22 protein-coding genes are annotated in these 18033 nt (G+C 45.0%); 13 read left to right on the forward strand and 9 right to left on the reverse strand.

Annotated features, from left to right (window positions below; translation table 11 throughout):
• Window positions 1-264 precede the first annotated feature (264 nt).
• The 3 genes from R7127_RS25035 to R7127_RS25045 all read right to left on the reverse strand — a co-directional run bounded on the left by R7127_RS25035 (window position 265) and on the right by R7127_RS25045 (window position 2984).
• Complete coding sequence (locus tag R7127_RS25035; RefSeq protein WP_005380443.1) at window positions 265-1404, reverse strand: flagellin; 1140 nt, start codon at window positions 1402-1404, stop codon at window positions 265-267.
• Between the two features lie 145 nt (window positions 1405-1549).
• On the reverse strand, window positions 1550-2452 hold the full coding sequence (locus R7127_RS25040) for a Dyp-type peroxidase (RefSeq protein ID WP_318142147.1): 903 nt from the start codon (window positions 2450-2452) through the stop codon (window positions 1550-1552).
• 46 nt (window positions 2453-2498) lie between these two features.
• On the reverse strand, window positions 2499-2984 hold the full coding sequence (locus R7127_RS25045; RefSeq protein WP_213899298.1) for a DUF2919 domain-containing protein: 486 nt from the start codon (window positions 2982-2984) through the stop codon (window positions 2499-2501).
• Window positions 2985-3128: 144 nt separating this feature from the next.
• On the opposite strand from R7127_RS25045, the gene R7127_RS25050 reads away from it, so the two are divergent.
• Together R7127_RS25050 and R7127_RS25055 are read left to right on the forward strand one after the other, a co-directional pair.
• Complete coding sequence (locus tag R7127_RS25050; protein ID WP_005380437.1) at window positions 3129-3482, forward strand: DUF2956 domain-containing protein; 354 nt, start codon at window positions 3129-3131, stop codon at window positions 3480-3482.
• 3 nt (window positions 3483-3485) lie between these two features.
• A complete protein-coding gene (locus R7127_RS25055) occupies window positions 3486-3818 on the forward strand; it encodes a DUF4156 domain-containing protein (protein WP_005380435.1) in 333 nt (110 codons plus the stop codon).
• A gap of 34 nt (window positions 3819-3852) precedes the next feature.
• On the opposite strand, the gene R7127_RS25060 is transcribed toward R7127_RS25055, so the two are convergent.
• Window positions 3853-4140, reverse strand: coding sequence for a winged helix-turn-helix domain-containing protein (locus R7127_RS25060; RefSeq protein WP_005380433.1), 288 nt, complete (start codon window positions 4138-4140; stop codon window positions 3853-3855).
• A gap of 291 nt (window positions 4141-4431) precedes the next feature.
• Between R7127_RS25060 and R7127_RS25065 the strand changes: the two genes are divergently transcribed.
• Genes R7127_RS25065 through R7127_RS25080 form a run of 4 tightly spaced genes read left to right on the forward strand, consistent with a single transcriptional unit; the run spans window position 4432 to window position 6850 of the window.
• Window positions 4432-4782: an ArsC family reductase gene (locus tag R7127_RS25065; protein WP_005380431.1), complete on the forward strand. Its 351-nt coding sequence runs from the start codon at window positions 4432-4434 to the stop codon at window positions 4780-4782.
• An 18-nt stretch (window positions 4783-4800) separates the two neighbouring features.
• Window positions 4801-5937, forward strand: coding sequence for a succinyl-diaminopimelate desuccinylase (gene dapE, locus R7127_RS25070; protein ID WP_005380429.1), 1137 nt, complete (start codon window positions 4801-4803; stop codon window positions 5935-5937).
• A 14-nt stretch (window positions 5938-5951) separates the two neighbouring features.
• Window positions 5952-6650: a M15 family metallopeptidase gene (locus tag R7127_RS25075; protein WP_042521432.1), complete on the forward strand. Its 699-nt coding sequence runs from the start codon at window positions 5952-5954 to the stop codon at window positions 6648-6650.
• Entirely contained in the window at window positions 6647-6850 is a 204-nt protein-coding gene (locus tag R7127_RS25080) for a DUF2897 family protein (protein WP_005380425.1), read from the forward strand. The genes R7127_RS25075 and R7127_RS25080 overlap by 4 nt, the downstream gene beginning before the upstream one ends.
• Window positions 6851-6956: 106 nt before the next feature.
• On the opposite strand, the gene bamC is transcribed toward R7127_RS25080, so the two are convergent.
• Together bamC and dapA are read right to left on the reverse strand one after the other, a co-directional pair.
• Window positions 6957-7976, reverse strand: coding sequence for an outer membrane protein assembly factor BamC (gene bamC / locus R7127_RS25085; protein WP_318142146.1), 1020 nt, complete (start codon window positions 7974-7976; stop codon window positions 6957-6959).
• An 80-nt stretch (window positions 7977-8056) separates the two neighbouring features.
• On the reverse strand, window positions 8057-8935 hold the full coding sequence (gene dapA / locus R7127_RS25090; protein WP_005380422.1) for a 4-hydroxy-tetrahydrodipicolinate synthase: 879 nt from the start codon (window positions 8933-8935) through the stop codon (window positions 8057-8059).
• Between the two features lie 476 nt (window positions 8936-9411).
• On the opposite strand from dapA, the gene R7127_RS25095 reads away from it, so the two are divergent.
• Both R7127_RS25095 and bcp read left to right on the forward strand, forming a co-directional pair.
• Window positions 9412-9954 (forward strand): glycine cleavage system protein R, encoded by a 543-nt coding sequence (locus tag R7127_RS25095; protein WP_005380420.1) that lies wholly within the window; start codon window positions 9412-9414, stop codon window positions 9952-9954.
• A 16-nt stretch (window positions 9955-9970) separates the two neighbouring features.
• Entirely contained in the window at window positions 9971-10441 is a 471-nt protein-coding gene (gene bcp / locus R7127_RS25100; RefSeq protein WP_005380418.1) for a thioredoxin-dependent thiol peroxidase, read from the forward strand.
• Window positions 10442-10518: 77 nt separating this feature from the next.
• Here bcp and R7127_RS25105 read toward each other — a convergent pair whose 3' ends face one another.
• Together R7127_RS25105 and R7127_RS25110 are read right to left on the reverse strand one after the other, a co-directional pair.
• Window positions 10519-11592, reverse strand: a complete 1074-nt coding sequence (locus R7127_RS25105; RefSeq protein WP_005380416.1) for an AI-2E family transporter — start codon at window positions 11590-11592, stop codon at window positions 10519-10521.
• Between the two features lies 1 nt (window position 11593).
• Window positions 11594-11830 carry a sulfurtransferase TusA family protein gene (locus R7127_RS25110; RefSeq protein WP_005380414.1) on the reverse strand — a complete coding sequence of 79 codons (237 nt, stop codon included), beginning with the start codon at window positions 11828-11830 and terminating at the stop codon, window positions 11594-11596.
• Between the two features lie 257 nt (window positions 11831-12087).
• On the opposite strand from R7127_RS25110, the gene R7127_RS25115 reads away from it, so the two are divergent.
• From R7127_RS25115 to R7127_RS25130, 4 genes are read left to right on the forward strand one after another with little or no spacing between them, the layout of a single operon-like run.
• Window positions 12088-13539 carry a tetratricopeptide repeat protein gene (locus tag R7127_RS25115; RefSeq protein WP_005394337.1) on the forward strand — a complete coding sequence of 484 codons (1452 nt, stop codon included), beginning with the start codon at window positions 12088-12090 and terminating at the stop codon, window positions 13537-13539.
• Between the two features lie 16 nt (window positions 13540-13555).
• A complete protein-coding gene (gene arsC / locus R7127_RS25120) occupies window positions 13556-13906 on the forward strand; it encodes an arsenate reductase (glutaredoxin) (protein ID WP_005380410.1) in 351 nt (116 codons plus the stop codon).
• Window positions 13907-14476, forward strand: coding sequence for an NAD(P)H:quinone oxidoreductase (wrbA, locus tag R7127_RS25125; protein ID WP_005380409.1), 570 nt, complete (start codon window positions 13907-13909; stop codon window positions 14474-14476).
• A 22-nt stretch (window positions 14477-14498) separates the two neighbouring features.
• Window positions 14499-14939, forward strand: a complete 441-nt coding sequence (locus R7127_RS25130; protein ID WP_005380407.1) for a DUF2069 domain-containing protein — start codon at window positions 14499-14501, stop codon at window positions 14937-14939.
• Window positions 14940-15079: 140 nt separating this feature from the next.
• Here R7127_RS25130 and R7127_RS25135 read toward each other — a convergent pair whose 3' ends face one another.
• Window positions 15080-16288, reverse strand: a complete 1209-nt coding sequence (locus tag R7127_RS25135; RefSeq protein WP_172563520.1) for a DUF2066 domain-containing protein — start codon at window positions 16286-16288, stop codon at window positions 15080-15082.
• A 365-nt stretch (window positions 16289-16653) separates the two neighbouring features.
• On the opposite strand from R7127_RS25135, the gene R7127_RS25140 reads away from it, so the two are divergent.
• A complete protein-coding gene (locus tag R7127_RS25140; RefSeq protein ID WP_005389855.1) occupies window positions 16654-17907 on the forward strand; it encodes a uracil-xanthine permease family protein in 1254 nt (417 codons plus the stop codon).
• The last annotated feature ends 126 nt before the right edge of the window (window positions 17908-18033 follow it).

The following is an 18033-nucleotide window of genomic DNA, read 5'->3' on the forward strand; positions in this document are numbered from 1 at the left end:
TGGTGATTTCTCCAATTGATTTTCCGGTGTAGCGGTTTCCGACGTCTCGGAAAACCAAGTAGTTCTCTCAAAGTTACTTTTATTAACGGCGCATGCCCTGTTTTCTTTAGAGAAAATTTTGGATTTTTTTGAAAATAATTCGTTTGGAGGGGTAATCGTGACAAAGCGGATAAAAAAGCAAAAAAACTTTCATTTTTCGCTAAAGCTTCTTTTCGAATTGTCGATACAGGCAGGTTTTACGTTAAATTCGGGCAAGGCCGTTCATCAGCCAAGTAAAGTTAATGCTAGGTTGGGCGCTTGTTTTGCTTGTGCAAGAATAGAAGTACTGACCTGCTGTAAAATCTGCTGCTTCACCATTTGCGTGGTTTCTTTCGCGTAGTCAGTGTCTTGGATACGACTGTTGGAAGCAGCTAAGTTTTCGTGGATGTTATCGAGATTATTGATCGCGTGATTAAAGCGGTTTTGATACGCGCCTAACTCCGCACGACTGCCATCTACCGTTTTCAAAGCATCATCTAAAATGCCGACCGCCATCTGAGCGCCACCGACCGTGCTAATATCAATACTATCTACCGTTCTATTTACGGTGACATACTTGCCAAGTTCTAACTCATCAGCCAGGCCACCACTGAAGGTTGGTCCAGGGTATTTTATGGCGTCCTTGTGGGACATGAGTAACTGCAGTTGCCCCTCCTCATTAACAGACGCTTTCACTTTATCGGTTTGCCCATTAATGTAAGTCGCGAGTTCTTCTATATCGTCGCCAGCTTTAGCTTCAATACGGATCTCCTGCTCTTCAAAATTGTTATCACGGTAGCTGATAACAATTTCATTATTTCCGTTTTGAACCGTCCAATCTGAACTGACTCTTTGATATGAGCTCATTGAAAAGCTACCTAAAGATTCCGGCTGCATGGTCCGCAGGCCAATTTGTACCGCTTCACCAGCCGTTGCACCGATTTGAAAAGACGATGTACCGAATGTGCCATTCAGCAATTTACGTCCGCCAAAGGAGGTCGTTTCTGCAATACGACTTAACTCATCATTTAAAGCAGAAACTTCTTCTTGCAGTGCAGTGCGCTCCGCTTTGCTGTTTGAACCATTGGCTGACTGTAGCGACAAATCACGCATACGTTGCATGATATTGGTCACCTCATTCATCGCGCCTTCCGCAGTTTGCATGATGGAAATGCCGTCATTCGCGTTACGTACCGCGACATCCAAACCACGCATTTGTGATTGCAAGCGGTTGGATATTTGCAGACCCGCAGCGTCATCCTTTGCGCTATTAATACGCTTCCCTGAAGACAAACGCTCCATGGATTGGTTCAGCATGTCAGTTGCACTGGTCAAATGACGCTGTGCGACGAGTGCTGCCACATTGGTATTAACGGTGATCGCCACGAGACACAGACTCCAAATAAATTAAGGCTTTGAGTACTTATCGACCAAGTAACAGAAAAGTTTAGTGTTTTTTGAAAAGAGATTGGAATAGAAATAGAAAACAAAAGCCCCCCATTGGAGGGCTTAAGAAATGAAGTCTGAGAACTTACTTGATGGCTAGCTCCGCGAGCATTTCTTGCGAAGGAGCGAAGAAGTACGCACCAGTTACCGCTTTTGTGAAACGAAGCATTTGGTCTGTTTTACCATCTGTCACGCCGTACATACTTTCTAGCATCACTTTAATGTTATGAAGTGTATTGCAGTAAGAAATAAACAGCAGGCCATGAGGCCCTGTCACCGTCCCGTATGGTAAGCTGTGGCGAACAATCTTCAAACCTTTACCTTCTTCTTTGATATCAACGCGACCAACGTGTGATGCAGCAGGAACGTCTTCTAGCTCGATAGAGTCTGGCTTGGTACGACCAATCACTTTTTCTTGCGCTTTGACATTCAATCGATTCCAAGCGGCAAGGTTATGTTCAAAGCGCTGAGCCATAACATAACTGCCTCCAGCAAATGGGCCCTCTTTTACTAGAGCCACATCAGCGCGAGCCTCCCCTTTCGGGTTTTCTGTGCCATCAATGAAGTCTGTCATATCACGAGCATCAAGGTAACGGTACCCATATGTTTCGTTCACAATGGTGACATCTTGTGCCGTCTCTTCTAGGAACTTACGCAACACGTAAAAATGCAAGTCGTGACGAGTCGAGTGACAGTGAATCAGTACATCTACGTCTGTTGCTGGAGCAACGATGTCACCTTCGCCAAGTTGAGTAAAATCAATAAGCTCTTCTGGCGCGTCTACATTAAGGTGTTCCCAAAACGATTTTGTGAATGCGATAGAAAGCGTCAGCGCTGCACCCGGCTGGGTAATGTTTAACTCTTCCACCAACTTTGGCAGTGCTTTCAGTTTTTCTAATACGTTTTCACGGTTTTGGTTCACTTTGAGTTGAGTGTACAGTGCAAATGGCCCGGCTTCTGGCACGATCGCCGTTTGAGCTTGTGACATTGAGGTTTCCTCTATTACTTTGCCCCAGAGTGGGAAGTTATTGTTTTTAATTCTTTGAATGCTGCTGTTCATCGTGCGCTAATTGTGGCACATGAAAACAGTCTTTTACCCATCTTCCATTTAGAAGATAGATCATAAACCAAGCTAATAAGGTAATGGTAAGGGCGTTTGCCCAATTAAACACTCCATGTTCTAGGTACACATGATACATGGTCTGAGCAAGTTGAATACCGCACAAGATCAAAGTGATCTCGCGACCATAGCGAGTAATTCTGTTTACCCATCCTCTGTGGGGATGACGAAGCCCCATTAACCACATAAGAAGCAAACTTGGAATGCCCATCGCCAAACCTAAATACAACGTACTTGAATCTGGGTAAACAATAGCGAGTAGCTTACTGCCACTATCACGACTTACACCAGCCATGGCAAACACCACCCATGAACGCACAAGAAACATCCATCCCACCCATAAAATGATCGGCGCCTTTAAAAATCCATGGGCGTCATATTGGTCAAACGAATAGCGCACAACATCTTCTTCTTTATGTGATAAAAACGTCACTTTAACCTATCGTTTCAGAGTTGCAAGCCAACAAAGATGAGAACTGAAGTTCATTTCAGCACCTTACACAGGTAAACTAAACAAAGATTTACAGCGACGTTGATGAGAAACATGAAAAAAAGAACTCCTGCCACCCCTGTGCCTTCTCAAGAAACTCAAGCCGAAGCGATGAGAATTGCCAAATCTACGCAGAAACCGGGGCAAACCAAAGAGCAAACCAAGCTCATCGCTCAAGGTATCGAAAAAGGCATCGCGCAATATAAGAAACAACAAAAAGAGCGCAACCGCCAAGCCGATAAAGCGAAGAAAAAACAGCAACGTGAAAAACAACGTCAGCATGAAGAGATTATCGAACAAGACAATATCACCGACGATGCGCCAAACCATTCATCAAGCAAACTGCCTTGGACACTACTTGTCCTGAGCTGGATTGGCTTTGCTGCTTACATAGTATTGGGGAAATAGCTAATGAAACGCCTGTTACTTGGACTTTTTGTCGTGCTTCTAACGGGTTGCACGATGCCTTCTCACCTTACTCATGCTCAAAGTCAAGATGTTCATATTCGCATTGACGCGCAATTCGACCCTGAGCGATGCGAATACAAAGGCGAAGTCACCGGAAGTGAAGGCCATTGGTATAACTACATTTTCATGACTAATGACGCGATGATGCAAGGCGCGATGAACGATTTAAAAAACAATGCAGCGGCTATCGATGCGGACACCGTTTTTATGGTTTCCCCACAAGATTTTATCACTTCATTTAGCGTGCTGGGTTCCGCCTACCGCTGCAATGGATGAGGCCTGAATATGAAAAAAGCCAGCAATTGCTGGCTTATGCACGAAATCCAAGACTGCTAGCGATATCTCTCTCCCGCTCTAGAACCCATTGGCTATCAAAAGGCCCCCAATCTGAAAGTTGATAATAGCCGTCATTATGACGTCGGCCATCTTGAACGAATATGAGTTCAATGCCGATCCCAGGTAACGCCTTGAGTACATCTTGAATAGTACGACGAGGCCACCCCGTTTTTTCGATCAACTTTGGCACATTCGGCCTTTCTAGGTTTTCCACCAACAAGGCCAAATATAGCCGCCTTGCAAAAACAGGACTCAATTCCATTGACACCTCCTAAAATTGTGCTGATTCATTATTTCGTTTTTGCTCAGCGAGGTGTTGCGTTTGATCAATAACTCGACTTTTCCATTTGATTTAGACGAATTTTTATTCGATTTATAGCGCATTCATCGTAAATAAGTTATGTGACATTAGTTATCTCAATCTATCTGAAAATATTTTCCACCGCATTTTGTCAGTTTGATTGCTTCTTGATAGGATGCTTTAACAGCCCAAATCACTTAAGTGCGTCTTAACCGCGCCAGTGAAAAATAGAACAAAGAAAAAGGAAAGACTATGTCGATTACCATGTTTGGTATTCCCAACTGCGATACGATCAAAAAAGCCAAGAAATGGTTAGAAGCCGAGGATATTGCTTACGACTTCCATGACTACCGTAAGCAAGGCATTGATGCAGAAATGGTAAGTGAATTTTGTCGCGCTTTAGGTTGGGAACAGGTGCTCAATAAACGTGGCACAACCTACCGCCAATTAGCGCAAGAGCAGAAAGACACACTTAACGAGGAAAACGCCATCGCTCTTTTGGTAGAAAACCCTGCGATGATTAAACGCCCAATTTTAAAAGTGAATGATCAACTTCATATCGGTTTTAAAGCTGATCAATACGCTAGCATTTTCAACTCTTAAATAAAGGAATACTCAAGGATGACAGACAGTCCAGTATTGGCACTTGCTAAAGATCTGATCAGTAGACAGTCCGTAACGCCGGAAGACGCAGGTTGTCAGGATTTGATGATCGAGCGCTTAAAAGCACTCGGGTTTGAAATTGAAGTGATGGTATTTGAAGACACCACGAACTTCTGGGCTCGACGTGGTTCAGAAGCGCCGCTATTTGCGTTTGCTGGCCACACCGATGTGGTACCAGCTGGCAAATTGGAACACTGGAATACACATCCGTTTGAACCGACCATTATTGATGGTTACTTGCATGGCCGCGGCGCAGCTGACATGAAAGGGTCGCTAGCTGCTATGGTCGTTGCTGTCGAACGCTTCATTGAAGAAAACCCAGACCACAAAGGCTCAATTGGCTTTTTGATTACGTCAGATGAAGAAGGGCCATTTATCAATGGTACCGTTCGCGTTGTAGAAACGTTGATGGAACGTGGTGAGAACATCGATATGTGTATTGTTGGTGAACCATCCAGCACCGACGTGGTTGGCGATGTAGTGAAAAATGGACGCCGTGGATCCATCACTGGTGATTTAACGGTAAAAGGAACACAAGGTCACGTGGCCTACCCTCACCTAGCCAGCAATCCAGTGCACGAGTCTCTACTCGCGATTCATGAACTCGCGACGACAGAATGGGACAAAGGGAATGATTACTTCCCACCGACTAGTTTTCAGATCCCGAATGTATCGGCTGGCACTGGTGCGTCTAATGTTATTCCTGGCGAGTTCCATGTTCAGTTCAACCTACGTTTTAGTACTGAGCTTAACAATGACGCAATTGTTCAGCGTGTTACCGAAACATTGGACAAGCATGAGCTGGACTACGACCTAAAATGGACATTCAACGGTGACCCATTCCTGACCGATACGGGCGCACTGCTAGACGCAGTTGTAGCTGCTGTGGCCGAAGTCAATGATACGAAGCCAGCGCTACTTACAACTGGCGGTACTTCTGATGGTCGTTTTATTGCTCGAATGGGAGGTCAAGTCGTAGAGTTAGGCCCTGTTAACGCTACGATTCATAAAGTGAACGAGTGTGTGAAAGTCGACGATCTTGAAAAGTTGACGGACATGTACGAAAACACGTTGAAGCACCTATTGGCGAAGTAATCAGCGAGAACACAATGACACCAGAGCAACTCACCGGAATCACTGATTCCCATCTTCAATCCACTTTAGTGGATCAAAAAGCGTTTCTACTCCACCCTGAAGTGGCTGACGATCTGCTAAAGATGATTGAAGCGGCAACAGAAGCAGGTTTCAAAATGGAAATCGCCAGTGGTTTTCGTGACTTTAATCGCCAAAAAGCCATCTGGAACGGGAAGTTTTCTGGTGAGTTGCCAATTCTCGACATCAACTCCCGCCCTTTGAATAAAACAGAGTTAAATGACAAAGAGAAATTGATGGCCATTTTGCGCTGGTCGGCATTGCCCGGAGGAAGTCGTCATCATTGGGGTTGTGATTTTGATGTCTATGCGCGCAATTTATTGCCTGCTGACACAAAACTCAAGTTGGAACCTTGGGAGTATCTTGAAGGCCACCAGCAGGCGTTCTACCAATGGTTAAAAGCCAACCTTGGTCGGTTCGGTTTCTTCTTTCCTTATCAGCATGATTTAGGTGGCGTTTCGATTGAGCCTTGGCACATTAGTCACCGCGCTGTCGGGCAGCAATGCCTCGAGCAGTTGACGCTTGATGTACTCAGAAGCCAGTTGATTAAACAAAATCAGACCGACAACATTGCAGGGATTGACGTCATACTGAATAATTTGGATAACGTCGTTGCCAAATTTATTCACAATATCACGCCGCCGGAGGCTCTATGATAGAAATACTAACCAATCCTTGGGTCATTATTATTGTAGTGTTGAGCGTGGTCATTGGTAATATTGCCGCACTCAAATATACCGCAAAAATGAAGTTTGGTCAGATGGATAAAAGCCGTAAGAACGATTTAGATAAGCTGAACACATTGGATAAACAGCGCTACGCTGAAGAAGATAAAAACAAAAACGAGCCTCGTTAGTTACTCACCAGCTTCATCTCGACACATTTAATCTAAACATCAAAAAAGGGACCACTAGGTCCCTTTTCTATCATTAAGTAAACACGCCGCGTTAAGCTCGCTTTGTTTACTGCTTCACTGTTGCAGCCAATACAGGCGCTAGTGATTTCAAAAACTCTTCTTCTACTGGCTTGCCAGAGGAGTCGGTGATATTGATAGACGTACGGTTGCCTAAATCACCAAGTAAGAATGTGTACTTACCAGCGGCTAACTCCACTGGTTTAACGCCGATATCGTTCCAGAATTCATCATCCGGAGATGCATATTTCGCAGTGATTGTGCCCTGAGACTGGCTACGCTCTTCAATCTTAAAGCCCATCTTAGGTAGAATATTAGGCAGACGTTGCCAAAGCATGTTGTATTGCGCACGCGCGATAATCACTGGAAGTCCGCTGCGGTCTTTACCCATTGTGATTGGGATCTGTTTAACCAACTTTTGCGCTTTACGCTGTGCTTCTTCACGCACTTCTTGATCGTAGCGAGCGGTGACCAAGTTCGTCATGAACACATTGTAGCGCTCACGGTTGGTCGCCGTTACTTCTTTCACTTGATTGCCTTCACGCCAGTCAATAAGGCTCACCTTAAAGCCGTGTCGACCATTTGCTTCAGCGCGTACGATTTCATATCGGCTGCCAATTTCTAGCTCTTCATCTGGCGAATCCCAAGTCACCCATCCTGTCTCGATGCGAGAGTCTGTTTGGCTTTCAACTGGAATCTCGTTAGCCGCGACCATGTTTTGCACCGTTTGCCAAACTTTATCTAGTTCATCTTTACGAAGTAGCCAAAGTGTCACTTCACCATCACTACTGCGGTCTAGACGTGCACCGGGAATAAGCTCTAGGACTTGTTGAGGTGGACGAATGTCGACATCTTTACCGACACCACCAGCGTAGTTACCCTGAGGGATCTCGTAGTTAGGGTAAAACTGAGGCTGTGCACCCTGTGGGACATTCCACTCACCCAAATTTGGGGAGTTCAAATACTCGAAGTCATCTTTTGCTTGACGACGTTGATTGGCACCACCTGAACAGGCAGTCAATACGAATACAGCTAATGAACTTAACACTAACTGGCTTGAAAGCTTCATCTATACTCCTAAAACACCGAGGGCGCTTTGGCCCCCAGTATGAACTTCAATCCTAGTAACTCAATCTTAATAGCTCAATCTTAATAAATATGGGCGTCTGTTAGCGCCTGCTCGACGATCGGCTGCGATTTTTCAGAAAGCGTAGTTAAAGGAAGACGCAAACCACCTTCTTCAATCAAACCAAGCTTTTGCGCAGCCCATTTTACTGGGATAGGGCTTGCTTCGATGAAAAGGTTTTTGTGTAGAGTCATCAAGCGTTGGTTAATCGCTTCTGCTTCTTCGTACTTACCTTCACTTGCCAAATGGAACATGTCTGCCATGTCTTTAGCTGCAATATTGTTCGTTACCGAGATAACACCATTGCCGCCAAGTTTCACAAAATCCAGCCCTGTCGCATCATCGCCACTTAGTAAGATAAAATCTTCGCCACAAAGTTCACGATGAATTGCAATTCGTTCCAAATCGCCCGTTGCATCTTTTAGAGCCACGATATTATCAAGCTTTGACAAGCGTGCCACTGTTTCTGGCTGCATATCAACAGCAGTACGGCCTGGTACGTTGTACAAAATTAGAGGCACGTCACTCGCTTCGGCAATTGCCTTGTAATGTAAAAACAAACCCTCTTGAGTTGGTTTGTTGTAATACGGTGTCACACTCAGGAAGCCAGCAATACCAGAATCAGCCAGTAATTTGCTAAATGTTACTGCCTCATGGGTTGCATTTGCACCCGTGCCAGCAATCACAGGGATGCGACCGTCGGCAAACTCAACAGTTTTATTAACGACCTTCACATGCTCTTCAATGGTCAGTGTCGCTGACTCACCTGTTGTGCCTACTGCCACAATACCGTCTGTACCCGCTTCAACGTGGTACTCTACTAGCTTTTGCAGACCGTCAAAGTCTACTTCGCCATCTGCTTTGAATGGCGTAATCAGCGCTACGATACTTCCTGAAAACATGTTTATCTCCCTCATTTAACTCTTTCTGCATGGTACTGTAATGCGATTGAAAAACACAAGAGCGTAAACTCGCTTACAAAGTACAAATGAATGAATAATTATCAGTTGTTAGAGGTCTAGCAACTTAATTGCTCTATTTGGTTTGATTAACGGCAATATTGATAATCGTGTTGGGCTTTCGAGTGACTTTAGAATCTATCAGTGATTTGGAAAATACTGAAGAGCACAAGCAAGGAAAATATACTCTTTGGTCTTGTTAGCCAAGTCAGATCTAAGTGAATAAAACGGCCAGACAATAGGCAAGCACATCATGCAAACGTTTTGTTTATCCTATAGCCTGCATTTACTGTTTATTTCCCACCACTCCCCTCAAGCTCCGACTGCTTTTTTATGGACTAAAAAAGAACTGGCTCGATATTTCTTCGCAATATCTGTGCTAACATCTCTCTATTGAAGAAAGGACAAGAAGCTCATTTATGAAGCAACATCTGGTACTTACAGCAGTTGGAACGGACCGTCCAGGCATTTGTAACCAAGTCGTACAGCTCGTTACTCAAGCTGGTTGTAACATAGTCGATAGCCGTATCGCTATCTTTGGCAGCGAATTTACGCTGATCATGCTCCTGACTGGGAACGCCAGCAGCGTGACTCGAGTTGAAACACAATTGCCCCTGCTTGGCCAAGAACATGACCTTATTACGATCATGAAACGCACAGCGGCGCACGAACTGCTCGATAACAGCTACACCATGGAAGTGTTTATTGAGTCTGAAGACCGCCCTGGGTTAACTGAAAAATTTACTAAGTTCTTCGCTGATCAGCAGATTGGTTTAGACTCTCTTAGCGCGCAAACCATCAGCAAGTCGAAAATTCAACTCGACTCTGACCAGTTTCACATTGCGATTACTGCATCTGTAAGCGCGGATTTTAATTTGATGCAATTACAAGAAGACTTCGATGAACTTTGTAAGTCGCTCAACGTACAAGGTTCTCTGAATTTCATTAAAAACACACTATAAAGTAAAGGAAATCAAAATGAATACGCTGACAGCAGGCTCGCCAGCGCCAGCCTTCTCTTTGCTCGACCAAGACGGAAATACCGTTTCTCTTGAAGACTTTAAAGGCAAGAAAGTACTTTTCTACTTTTACCCTAAGGCGATGACGCCGGGTTGTACTACACAAGCAAAAGGCCTTCGTGACATCAAAGCCGAACTCGATGCACATAACGTGGTGGTACTCGGCGTAAGCATCGACCCTGTAAAGCGTCTAGGCAAGTTCATCGAGCGCGATGATTTAAACTTCACTCTGCTTTCTGATGAAGACCATGCCGTTGCTGACCAGTTCGGCGTTTGGGGCGAAAAGAAATTCATGGGCAAAGTATACGACGGTCTTCACCGCATTAGCTTTCTGATCAATGAAGAAGGCGTGATCGAACATGTGTTCAACAAGTTCAAAACCAAAGATCACCACGAAGTCGTATTAAACTACTTAAACGAAAACGCTTAAACGCTATTGTTTTTCTACAAACAAAAAGCCCAGCAAACTGCTGGGCTTTCTTTTAACCATCGTACCTTTGGTAACAACTACTCTTGTTCGACAGGTTCGTTTTCTTCCGTGCTTGGTAATGCATGCCATACGGCTTTGACTAATGTCGCTAAAGGAATGGCGAAGAACACCCCCCAAAAACCCCACAGCCCACCAAAGACTAATACAGCCACAATGATAGCAACTGGGTGTAAGTTTACTGCCTCGGAAAACAGAACAGGAACCAAGACATTACCATCAAGCGCCTGGATAATACCGTAAGCAAGCAACAACCAATAAAACGGAGGCGTTAAACCCCATTGGAACAAACCAACGATAGCAACAGGTACAGTAACAGCCGCCGCACCGATATAAGGAATCAAAACCGACAGACCAACGGCTACGGCAAGCAACGCCGAGTAACGAAGGTCTAGAAGGGCAAAAGTCACGTAGCTCACACCGCCCACGATTAAAATCTCTAACACTTTACCGCGAATGTAATTTGATATCTGCTCGTTCATCTCATGCCAAACTTTATTCGCCAATTTACGGTTTTTCGGCAGAATACCGCTTGCGATTCGCAGCATTTCTTCTTTGTCTTTAAGCAAAAAGAAGATCAGAAGTGGCACTAAGATCAAATATACCGCTAGCGTTGCAATGCTAACTAATGAAGCAAGCGACCCTTTGACGACACTTTCACCCAGCCCCAATGCTTGGTTTTTGGCGTTCGTCACCACGGTTTCTACTATTTCTAAATTGGCTAGTTCAGGGTGGCGCTCTGGCAATGTGACAATAAACTTTTGTAGCCCGTTGTACATGTTCGGAATATCGTTAATTAGATTACCGACCTGAGTCCAAATCGTCGGAACCAAGCCAAACAAAGCAATTAACATCAACCCGACAAAGACCAAGATCACGATAATAACCGACAAGGTGCGCGGCACGCCTATACGACACATTTTGACAACTGGCCATTCAAGTAGATAAGCCAAAACGATCGCGACAAGTAATGGCGCAATCAAGTGTCCAAAGAAGTAAATGGTGATAAAGCCAAACAGCAAGATCGCGACGAGACTTACTGCGTGAGGGTCAGAGAAACGTCGTTTATACCAACGACTAACCATTTCAAACATCTTATGCGGATTCCTTATTGAAGACAGTCAATGTGTAGTGCTCTGATGTAGATTGGCAATCAACCGAGTACCCTTGGGCACTAAGATAGTTCACAATGTCTCGTTTAGAGCTGTTGTCCACCACTTGAATGACAAGTTGATGATACTGCTTTGCTTCTCCTTGAAAGACCTCAGCAGCATGACGCTTTGCAAGTAACAGTGCCATAGGACAACGTTGCTCACGCAAATCAAGTAACATGGATTCCATTGTATTGCTCTGCACTTATGATAGGGTTGTATTGTAACGGCTTTTTGAGCTGGTGCTAGCACTTCTGACATGATTTAACCACATGCTGAAATAGCTCGGATATAAAATAATTTACGAAACCAATTCATTTATTTCCGGTCTTACTGTTAGCTTATATCCTCACGGATAACCAAAACGTATGTGGCGCTGTTAATAGGCTCTCGACCTATAACCACATGCTTATGTATTTTGGAGAACCTTGTAAACGTATGTTAAAACGCACTCGCTCGCTAGTTTGCTTATGTCTTGCTGCTGCCATCAGTTCGCCGACAACTTATGCCAATAGCATTGACTTGCCAGACATTGGCACAGCTGCTGGTGGCACGCTTTCAATAGACCAAGAGTTGATTTATGGCGACGCCTATATGCGTATGCTCAGAGCCAGTAAACCTATCGTTAATGACCCTGTCATCAATGAATATATTGACTCTCTTGGGCACAAATTAGTGGCCAATGCGAATGATGTAAAAACGCCGTTCCACTTCTTTATGATTCGCGACCGTAATATCAACGCATTCGCGTTTTTTGGTGGCTATGTAGCGCTGCATTCTGGGTTGTTTCTTCATGCTCGTTCAGAAAGTGAGCTGGCCTCTGTTGTCGCTCACGAGATAGCGCACGTCACACAACGTCACCTTGCTCGGAGTATGGAAGAACAAGCGCGTCGCTCTCCGGCCACATTAGCCGCACTTGCGGGGGCACTACTACTTTCAATTGCCTCACCCGAAGCGGGGATGGCTGCAATTACAGCAGCAACCGCGGGCAACATGCAAAGTCAAATCAACTACACTCGTGCAAACGAAAAAGAAGCGGATCGCTTTGGTATTTCGACACTAGCAAAAGCCGGCTTTGATGTTCAAGCAATGCCAAGGTTTTTTGGCCGTCTTGCTGATGAGTATCGTTATGCGAGTAAACCGCCACCAATGCTCCTGACTCACCCTTTGCCTGAAGATCGAATTACCGATAGCCGTGCGCGAGCAAGAACCTATCCTCCAATGCGTGTTGTGCCTTCAATAGACTATCATCTAGCTCGCGCGCGCATTGTGGCTCGTTACGCTGGCATTGATGGACAAGCCGCCCTGAGCTGGTTTGAGAGAACCCAAAAGAAAGCCTCTGCGGACATTACACCTGCTTTTGATTATGGTCGAGCACTCGTGCATTTAGACAATAAACGCTTATCTCAAGCGGAACCAATTTTGAAAAAGTTACTGGAACAAGACCCAAGTAACCCGTTTTACTTGGACGCTATGACGGATTTATACATCGAGAAGAAGCAGCCAGAAAAAGCAACCGAGATGCTCCGCAAAGCGTTATCTCGTAACCCTCAAAATAAAGTATTGACCATTAACTACGCCAATGCGCTACTTGAGGACAATAAAAACGATCAAGCCACGCGAGTTCTTCAAAGATACACTCATGACTATCCTGAAGATACAAATGGCTGGCACCTAATATCGAAGAGCTACCACGCGCTGGGGCGTAGCGATGAAGAGTTGGCTGCTCGAGCAGAAATTTTGGCATTGCGAGCAAATTGGAATAAAGCGATTCAATATTATAGTGAAGCAAGTAAAATGGCCAAGTTGGGCAGCTTAGAGCAAGCGCGATACGATGCCCGTATCGACCAACTCATGATCCAAAGAGATCGATTCATGGCATTACAATAACGAAATGGAGAAAACCATGTCAGTCGTGATTTATCACAACCCTCGTTGCTCAAAGAGCCGTCAAACACTTGAACTGCTTGAGCAAAATGGTGTTACACCGGAAGTCGTCAAATACCTAGACACACCACTTAACGTGGATGAACTAAAAGCGCTGTACGCCCAGCTTGGCTTTTCATCTGTACGTGAAATGATGCGCACTAAAGAAAGTGAATATAAAGAGCTTGGCTTAGGCGAAGACTCCGTCAGCGATGAGCAATTATTCGAAGCAATGGCGAAAAATCCAAAGTTGTTTGAGCGTCCGGTTGTCGTTGCTAACGGCAAAGCAAAAATTGGTCGCCCACCAGAGCAAGTGTTGGATATTTTATAAATGGATTGCCAGATCCTTATTTTGTATTTCAGCCGTCATGGCTCGACAAAACAACTGGCAAGACAAATAGCAAGAGGAGTCGAATCGACTCCTCAATGCCAAGCAATTTTGCGTACAGTTGAAGAATTGTCACCTCACTCACACTCCCCTTCTGATCCAATTGTTACTCTAGAGGAACTAAAAACGTGCGACGGTCTAGCGTTTGGCAGTCCCGTCTGGTTTGGCAACATGGCTGCGCCTTTAAAGCACTTCTGGGATCAGACTACATCTTTATGGGTCAGTGGTGACTTAATCGATAAGCCTGCTTGTGTCTTTACCTCTTCGTCCTCGATGCATGGTGGTCAAGAAACAACGTTACAAAGCATGATGACCCCTTTATTGCATCACGGGATGATGGTTTTGGGCATTCCTTATTCCGAGCCAGAGTTACACACTACGCAGTCCGGAGGCACTCCGTATGGCGCCAGCAGTGTAGGCCATGAGGCAACCCTAAGCAGTGAAGAGATTCGCCTGGCACAACAATTAGGCAAAAGGCTGGCAACTGCAGCGTTAAAACTAAAAGTCTGTTAGTAAAATCAAGGATAGTTAATCGATGTCTGACTCTTTAGACCAAACACCACTCGGTACACAGGCTAAAACCTATCGTTACCTGGCTTTATTTGGCAACTTAGCCTTATTAGCCTGGGTCGCTATTTGGCAGCTTGCGTTATCCCCTCATCCCCACCTCAGCAGCACAACACTTGCTATTGCTTGGTGTATTCCGCTACTACTTCCGTTGCCTGGTATTTTAGCTGGTAAGCCTTACACTCATGCTTGGGCTAACTTTGTTCTTATGCTGTATTTCTTGCATGCGCTGACCATCCTTTATGTGGATGGGGGTGAACGCTGGCTTGCGGCAGTGGAACTGATACTGACTTCACTCGGTTTCGCTGGCAATATTTTGTTTGCTAGAGCGAGAGGCAAAGAGCTAGGTCTTAAGTTGAAACGCCTCTCTCAAGTAGAAAAAGAAGAAAAAGCGAAATTCAATAAATAACGCCAATTGCAGTCAATCACTGATCATTGGTTCGAATACGAATTTAGAAAACAAAAAGAGTCGCTATTGCGACTCTTTTTTATGCTTACCACATTGGTCTTTGATCCTTGCGTTTCACGCCTGGAACGCTACCAAGGAGATTACGATGCCGAGCGCCACTCGTAGATCAAGTCATACTGTTCTCGGGCAGGCTCCACAATCATCGGCTGAGTTGGCTGTGTTTCGTCACTTGCTTCTGCCACAATATCTACTGGTACTTCAGGCTGCGCTTCTTTTGGCGTCGCGGCGTCTTTTGCTTCATTACTCTGAACCAATGGCTCTTCTTCTTGAGTTGAAGCTGGGGCATCAACTTCACCTAAAGGATCTTCAAAAACCATTAATTGAGAAATAGAAGAAGCTTCTTTCTCAAAAGCTTGTTGTGATGCCAAAAGGTGGATGTTGAGCGTTAACTCGTCCCCTTGAACACGCTTAATCTCTGTACCCGCAACCGAATTAAGTTGTTTTAACGCATTCTCTAAACGGAAGAAGTCCGTGGCAGAGGTTACATTAAGGACTTTCACTGCTAGCGCTTTTGAAGACTTTCCTGAAACCACAACTGCACTCTTACTTGCATAGTAGTCTGCGATGCCATCCACCATTTCTGCAATAGCATTAGCACCTGATACAGACCCGCTACGCGGAGAACGTTGCGCTTCTACAATTCTCGTTGGCGACTGGTCGTAGAGTGTCCAACGAATTTGTTCACCTTGAACCCGTACAACCAAAACGGCGTCAGCTGGGTAGCGCTGGCTGGCTTGACCAATTGGCTCAATAAAGCCGCCCCAAAGATCAGAGACATTAACACCGGTTACATCATCAAAATCCCCAACCGGGATAGTGATTGGTAGGCCTCTTAATTTCGCTGCGCTACGAAGTGCTGCAACATTTGAAGATTCAGAATGTTCCCACGCAATGTTACGATCGTAACCCTGTTCTTCAACCATCCAAACTAAAATATTGGCACGATTTGGCGACCAAGATGGCAATTGTGCTTGTGTTAAAAGAGAGCTGATTTGGTCGTTGTTAAACAACATTTTTAAGCTCGCTTTTCCATCAACCTGCCCATAGCTTAGTTGAGAAATGTAACGCGCACTTGAGCTAAGTGCCTTTTTAATCACTGGATTGCTTAAAGAGGATTGAGAACCGGTCGCTCGAACAATCACATCCTGCATACCTTGTTGACGAGCCAAAGACTCACCGTCGTTCTGCTCACTGTCGATAACCACTTCGGCACGATAGATATCCACCTGAGTTAATGCATATACTGGTAGGGACAACCAACCTATCAGTAAGAGAGCTAAATAGCGCATAGTTTTTATAATCCTCTGAACAAGAACCCGAATAATAAGCAACTATCAAATCTTGAGCAAGGCAAGTACTGAGTAAATTGTCTGTATTATGACCAGCTTTGTTAACTCGGGCCTCAACCAGCACTTCAGTGCTATTTTTTATAATAAACTCATTGCTTATTAAGCTATCTCAACAAGTTAGGCTGTCCATTTTTCATCTTCACGCAAGACACGTAAAAGAGGACAATTTGCAAGCAAGCAACTCTCAAAAGTGCTATTTATGGGAAAAATTCAATCGAAAGTTTGATCTATGCAACATTGCAAACGATTGCAGGATGATAGTATTCGCCGGATTTGTCTGCGTATCTTGAAAATAGGGAATTATTATGAAAAACGCGTTACAAGGCGCTCAAATGCTCTTTGTCGCTTTTGGTGCTTTGGTGCTTGTGCCGCTCCTAACTGGCCTTGATCCAAACGTAGCCCTCTTTGGTGCCGGTGTCGGTACCCTCCTCTTCCAATTAATGACTAAACGTTCTGTTCCCATCTTCCTTGCCTCTTCTTTTGCGTTTATTGCTCCTATTATGTTCGGTATCCAAACTTGGGGTATCGGTGCAACGATGGGCGGCTTGATGGCAGCTGGCTTAGTTTATGTGGCTCTAGGGGCGATGATCAAAGTGCGTGGTGTTGGATTTATCCATAAAATTCTCCCGCCCGTTGTCGTTGGCCCTGTGATCATGGTTATCGGCCTTGGCCTTGCCCCAACAGCAGTGAACATGGCGGTAGGTAAAACTGGTGATGGAGCTGCACAGCTAGTTAATGGTGATGCTGCGATCATTATCTCGGCGGTCTCACTGCTCACAACCATTGTACTCAGCGTTTTTGCAAAAGGCTTTTTGAAGCTCGTTCCTATTGTTGGTGGTATTCTTGCTGGTTACTCTGTTTCTCTATTCTACGGGGTGGTTGATTTCACTCCCGTAGAACAAGCGGCTTGGCTAGCCATGCCAAACTTCACCGCGCCAGAGTTCAATATCAACGCAATTTTGTTCATGATTCCTGTCGCTATCGCACCTGCGGTTGAGCACGTAGGTGACATGCTTGCTATCTCAAACGTTACAGGTAAAAACTACCTGAAAAAACCAGGCCTTCATCGCACAATCGCAGGTGACGGGGTGGCAACTATCGCAGCTTCGATGGTGGGTGCTCCACCAAACACCACTTACAGTGAAGTAACAGGAGCGGTAATGCTAACCAAAGCATTTAACCCTGTGATCATGACTTGGGCAGCAATCACCGCAATCGTACTTGCATTGGTAGGTAAGCTAGGTGCGGTTCTTCAAACGATTCCAGTACCTGTCATGGGCGGTATCATGATTCTGCTGTTCGGCTCTATCGCAACGGTAGGCCTCAACACACTGATCAAGAATAACGTTGATTTACATAAGTCTCGTAATCTAGTGATTGTTGCCGTAACCCTTGTGTTTGGCATTGGTGGTATGGCCTTCGGTATTGGTGAGTTCAGTCTACAAGGTGTGAGTCTATGCGGTATCGTGGCAATTATTCTTAACCTTGTGCTACCAAACGATTTAGGTGAAAACCACGTTGTAGATAACGCACAAATGGAAGAAGAAAGCGCGAAATAGTACGTCTGCGCCGCTTTATTAGGTGGCGTGTCTTACTTTTCTCCTCTTGTATGACCCGTCCTGATATGGGTTGACACTTTTTAACTAAAACGCTCGATGTACTTCATCGGGCGTTTTGTATTTTAA

The organism is Vibrio sp. 1159, from assembly GCF_033340395.1.
GTDB lineage: Bacteria > Pseudomonadota > Gammaproteobacteria > Enterobacterales > Vibrionaceae > Vibrio > Vibrio alginolyticus.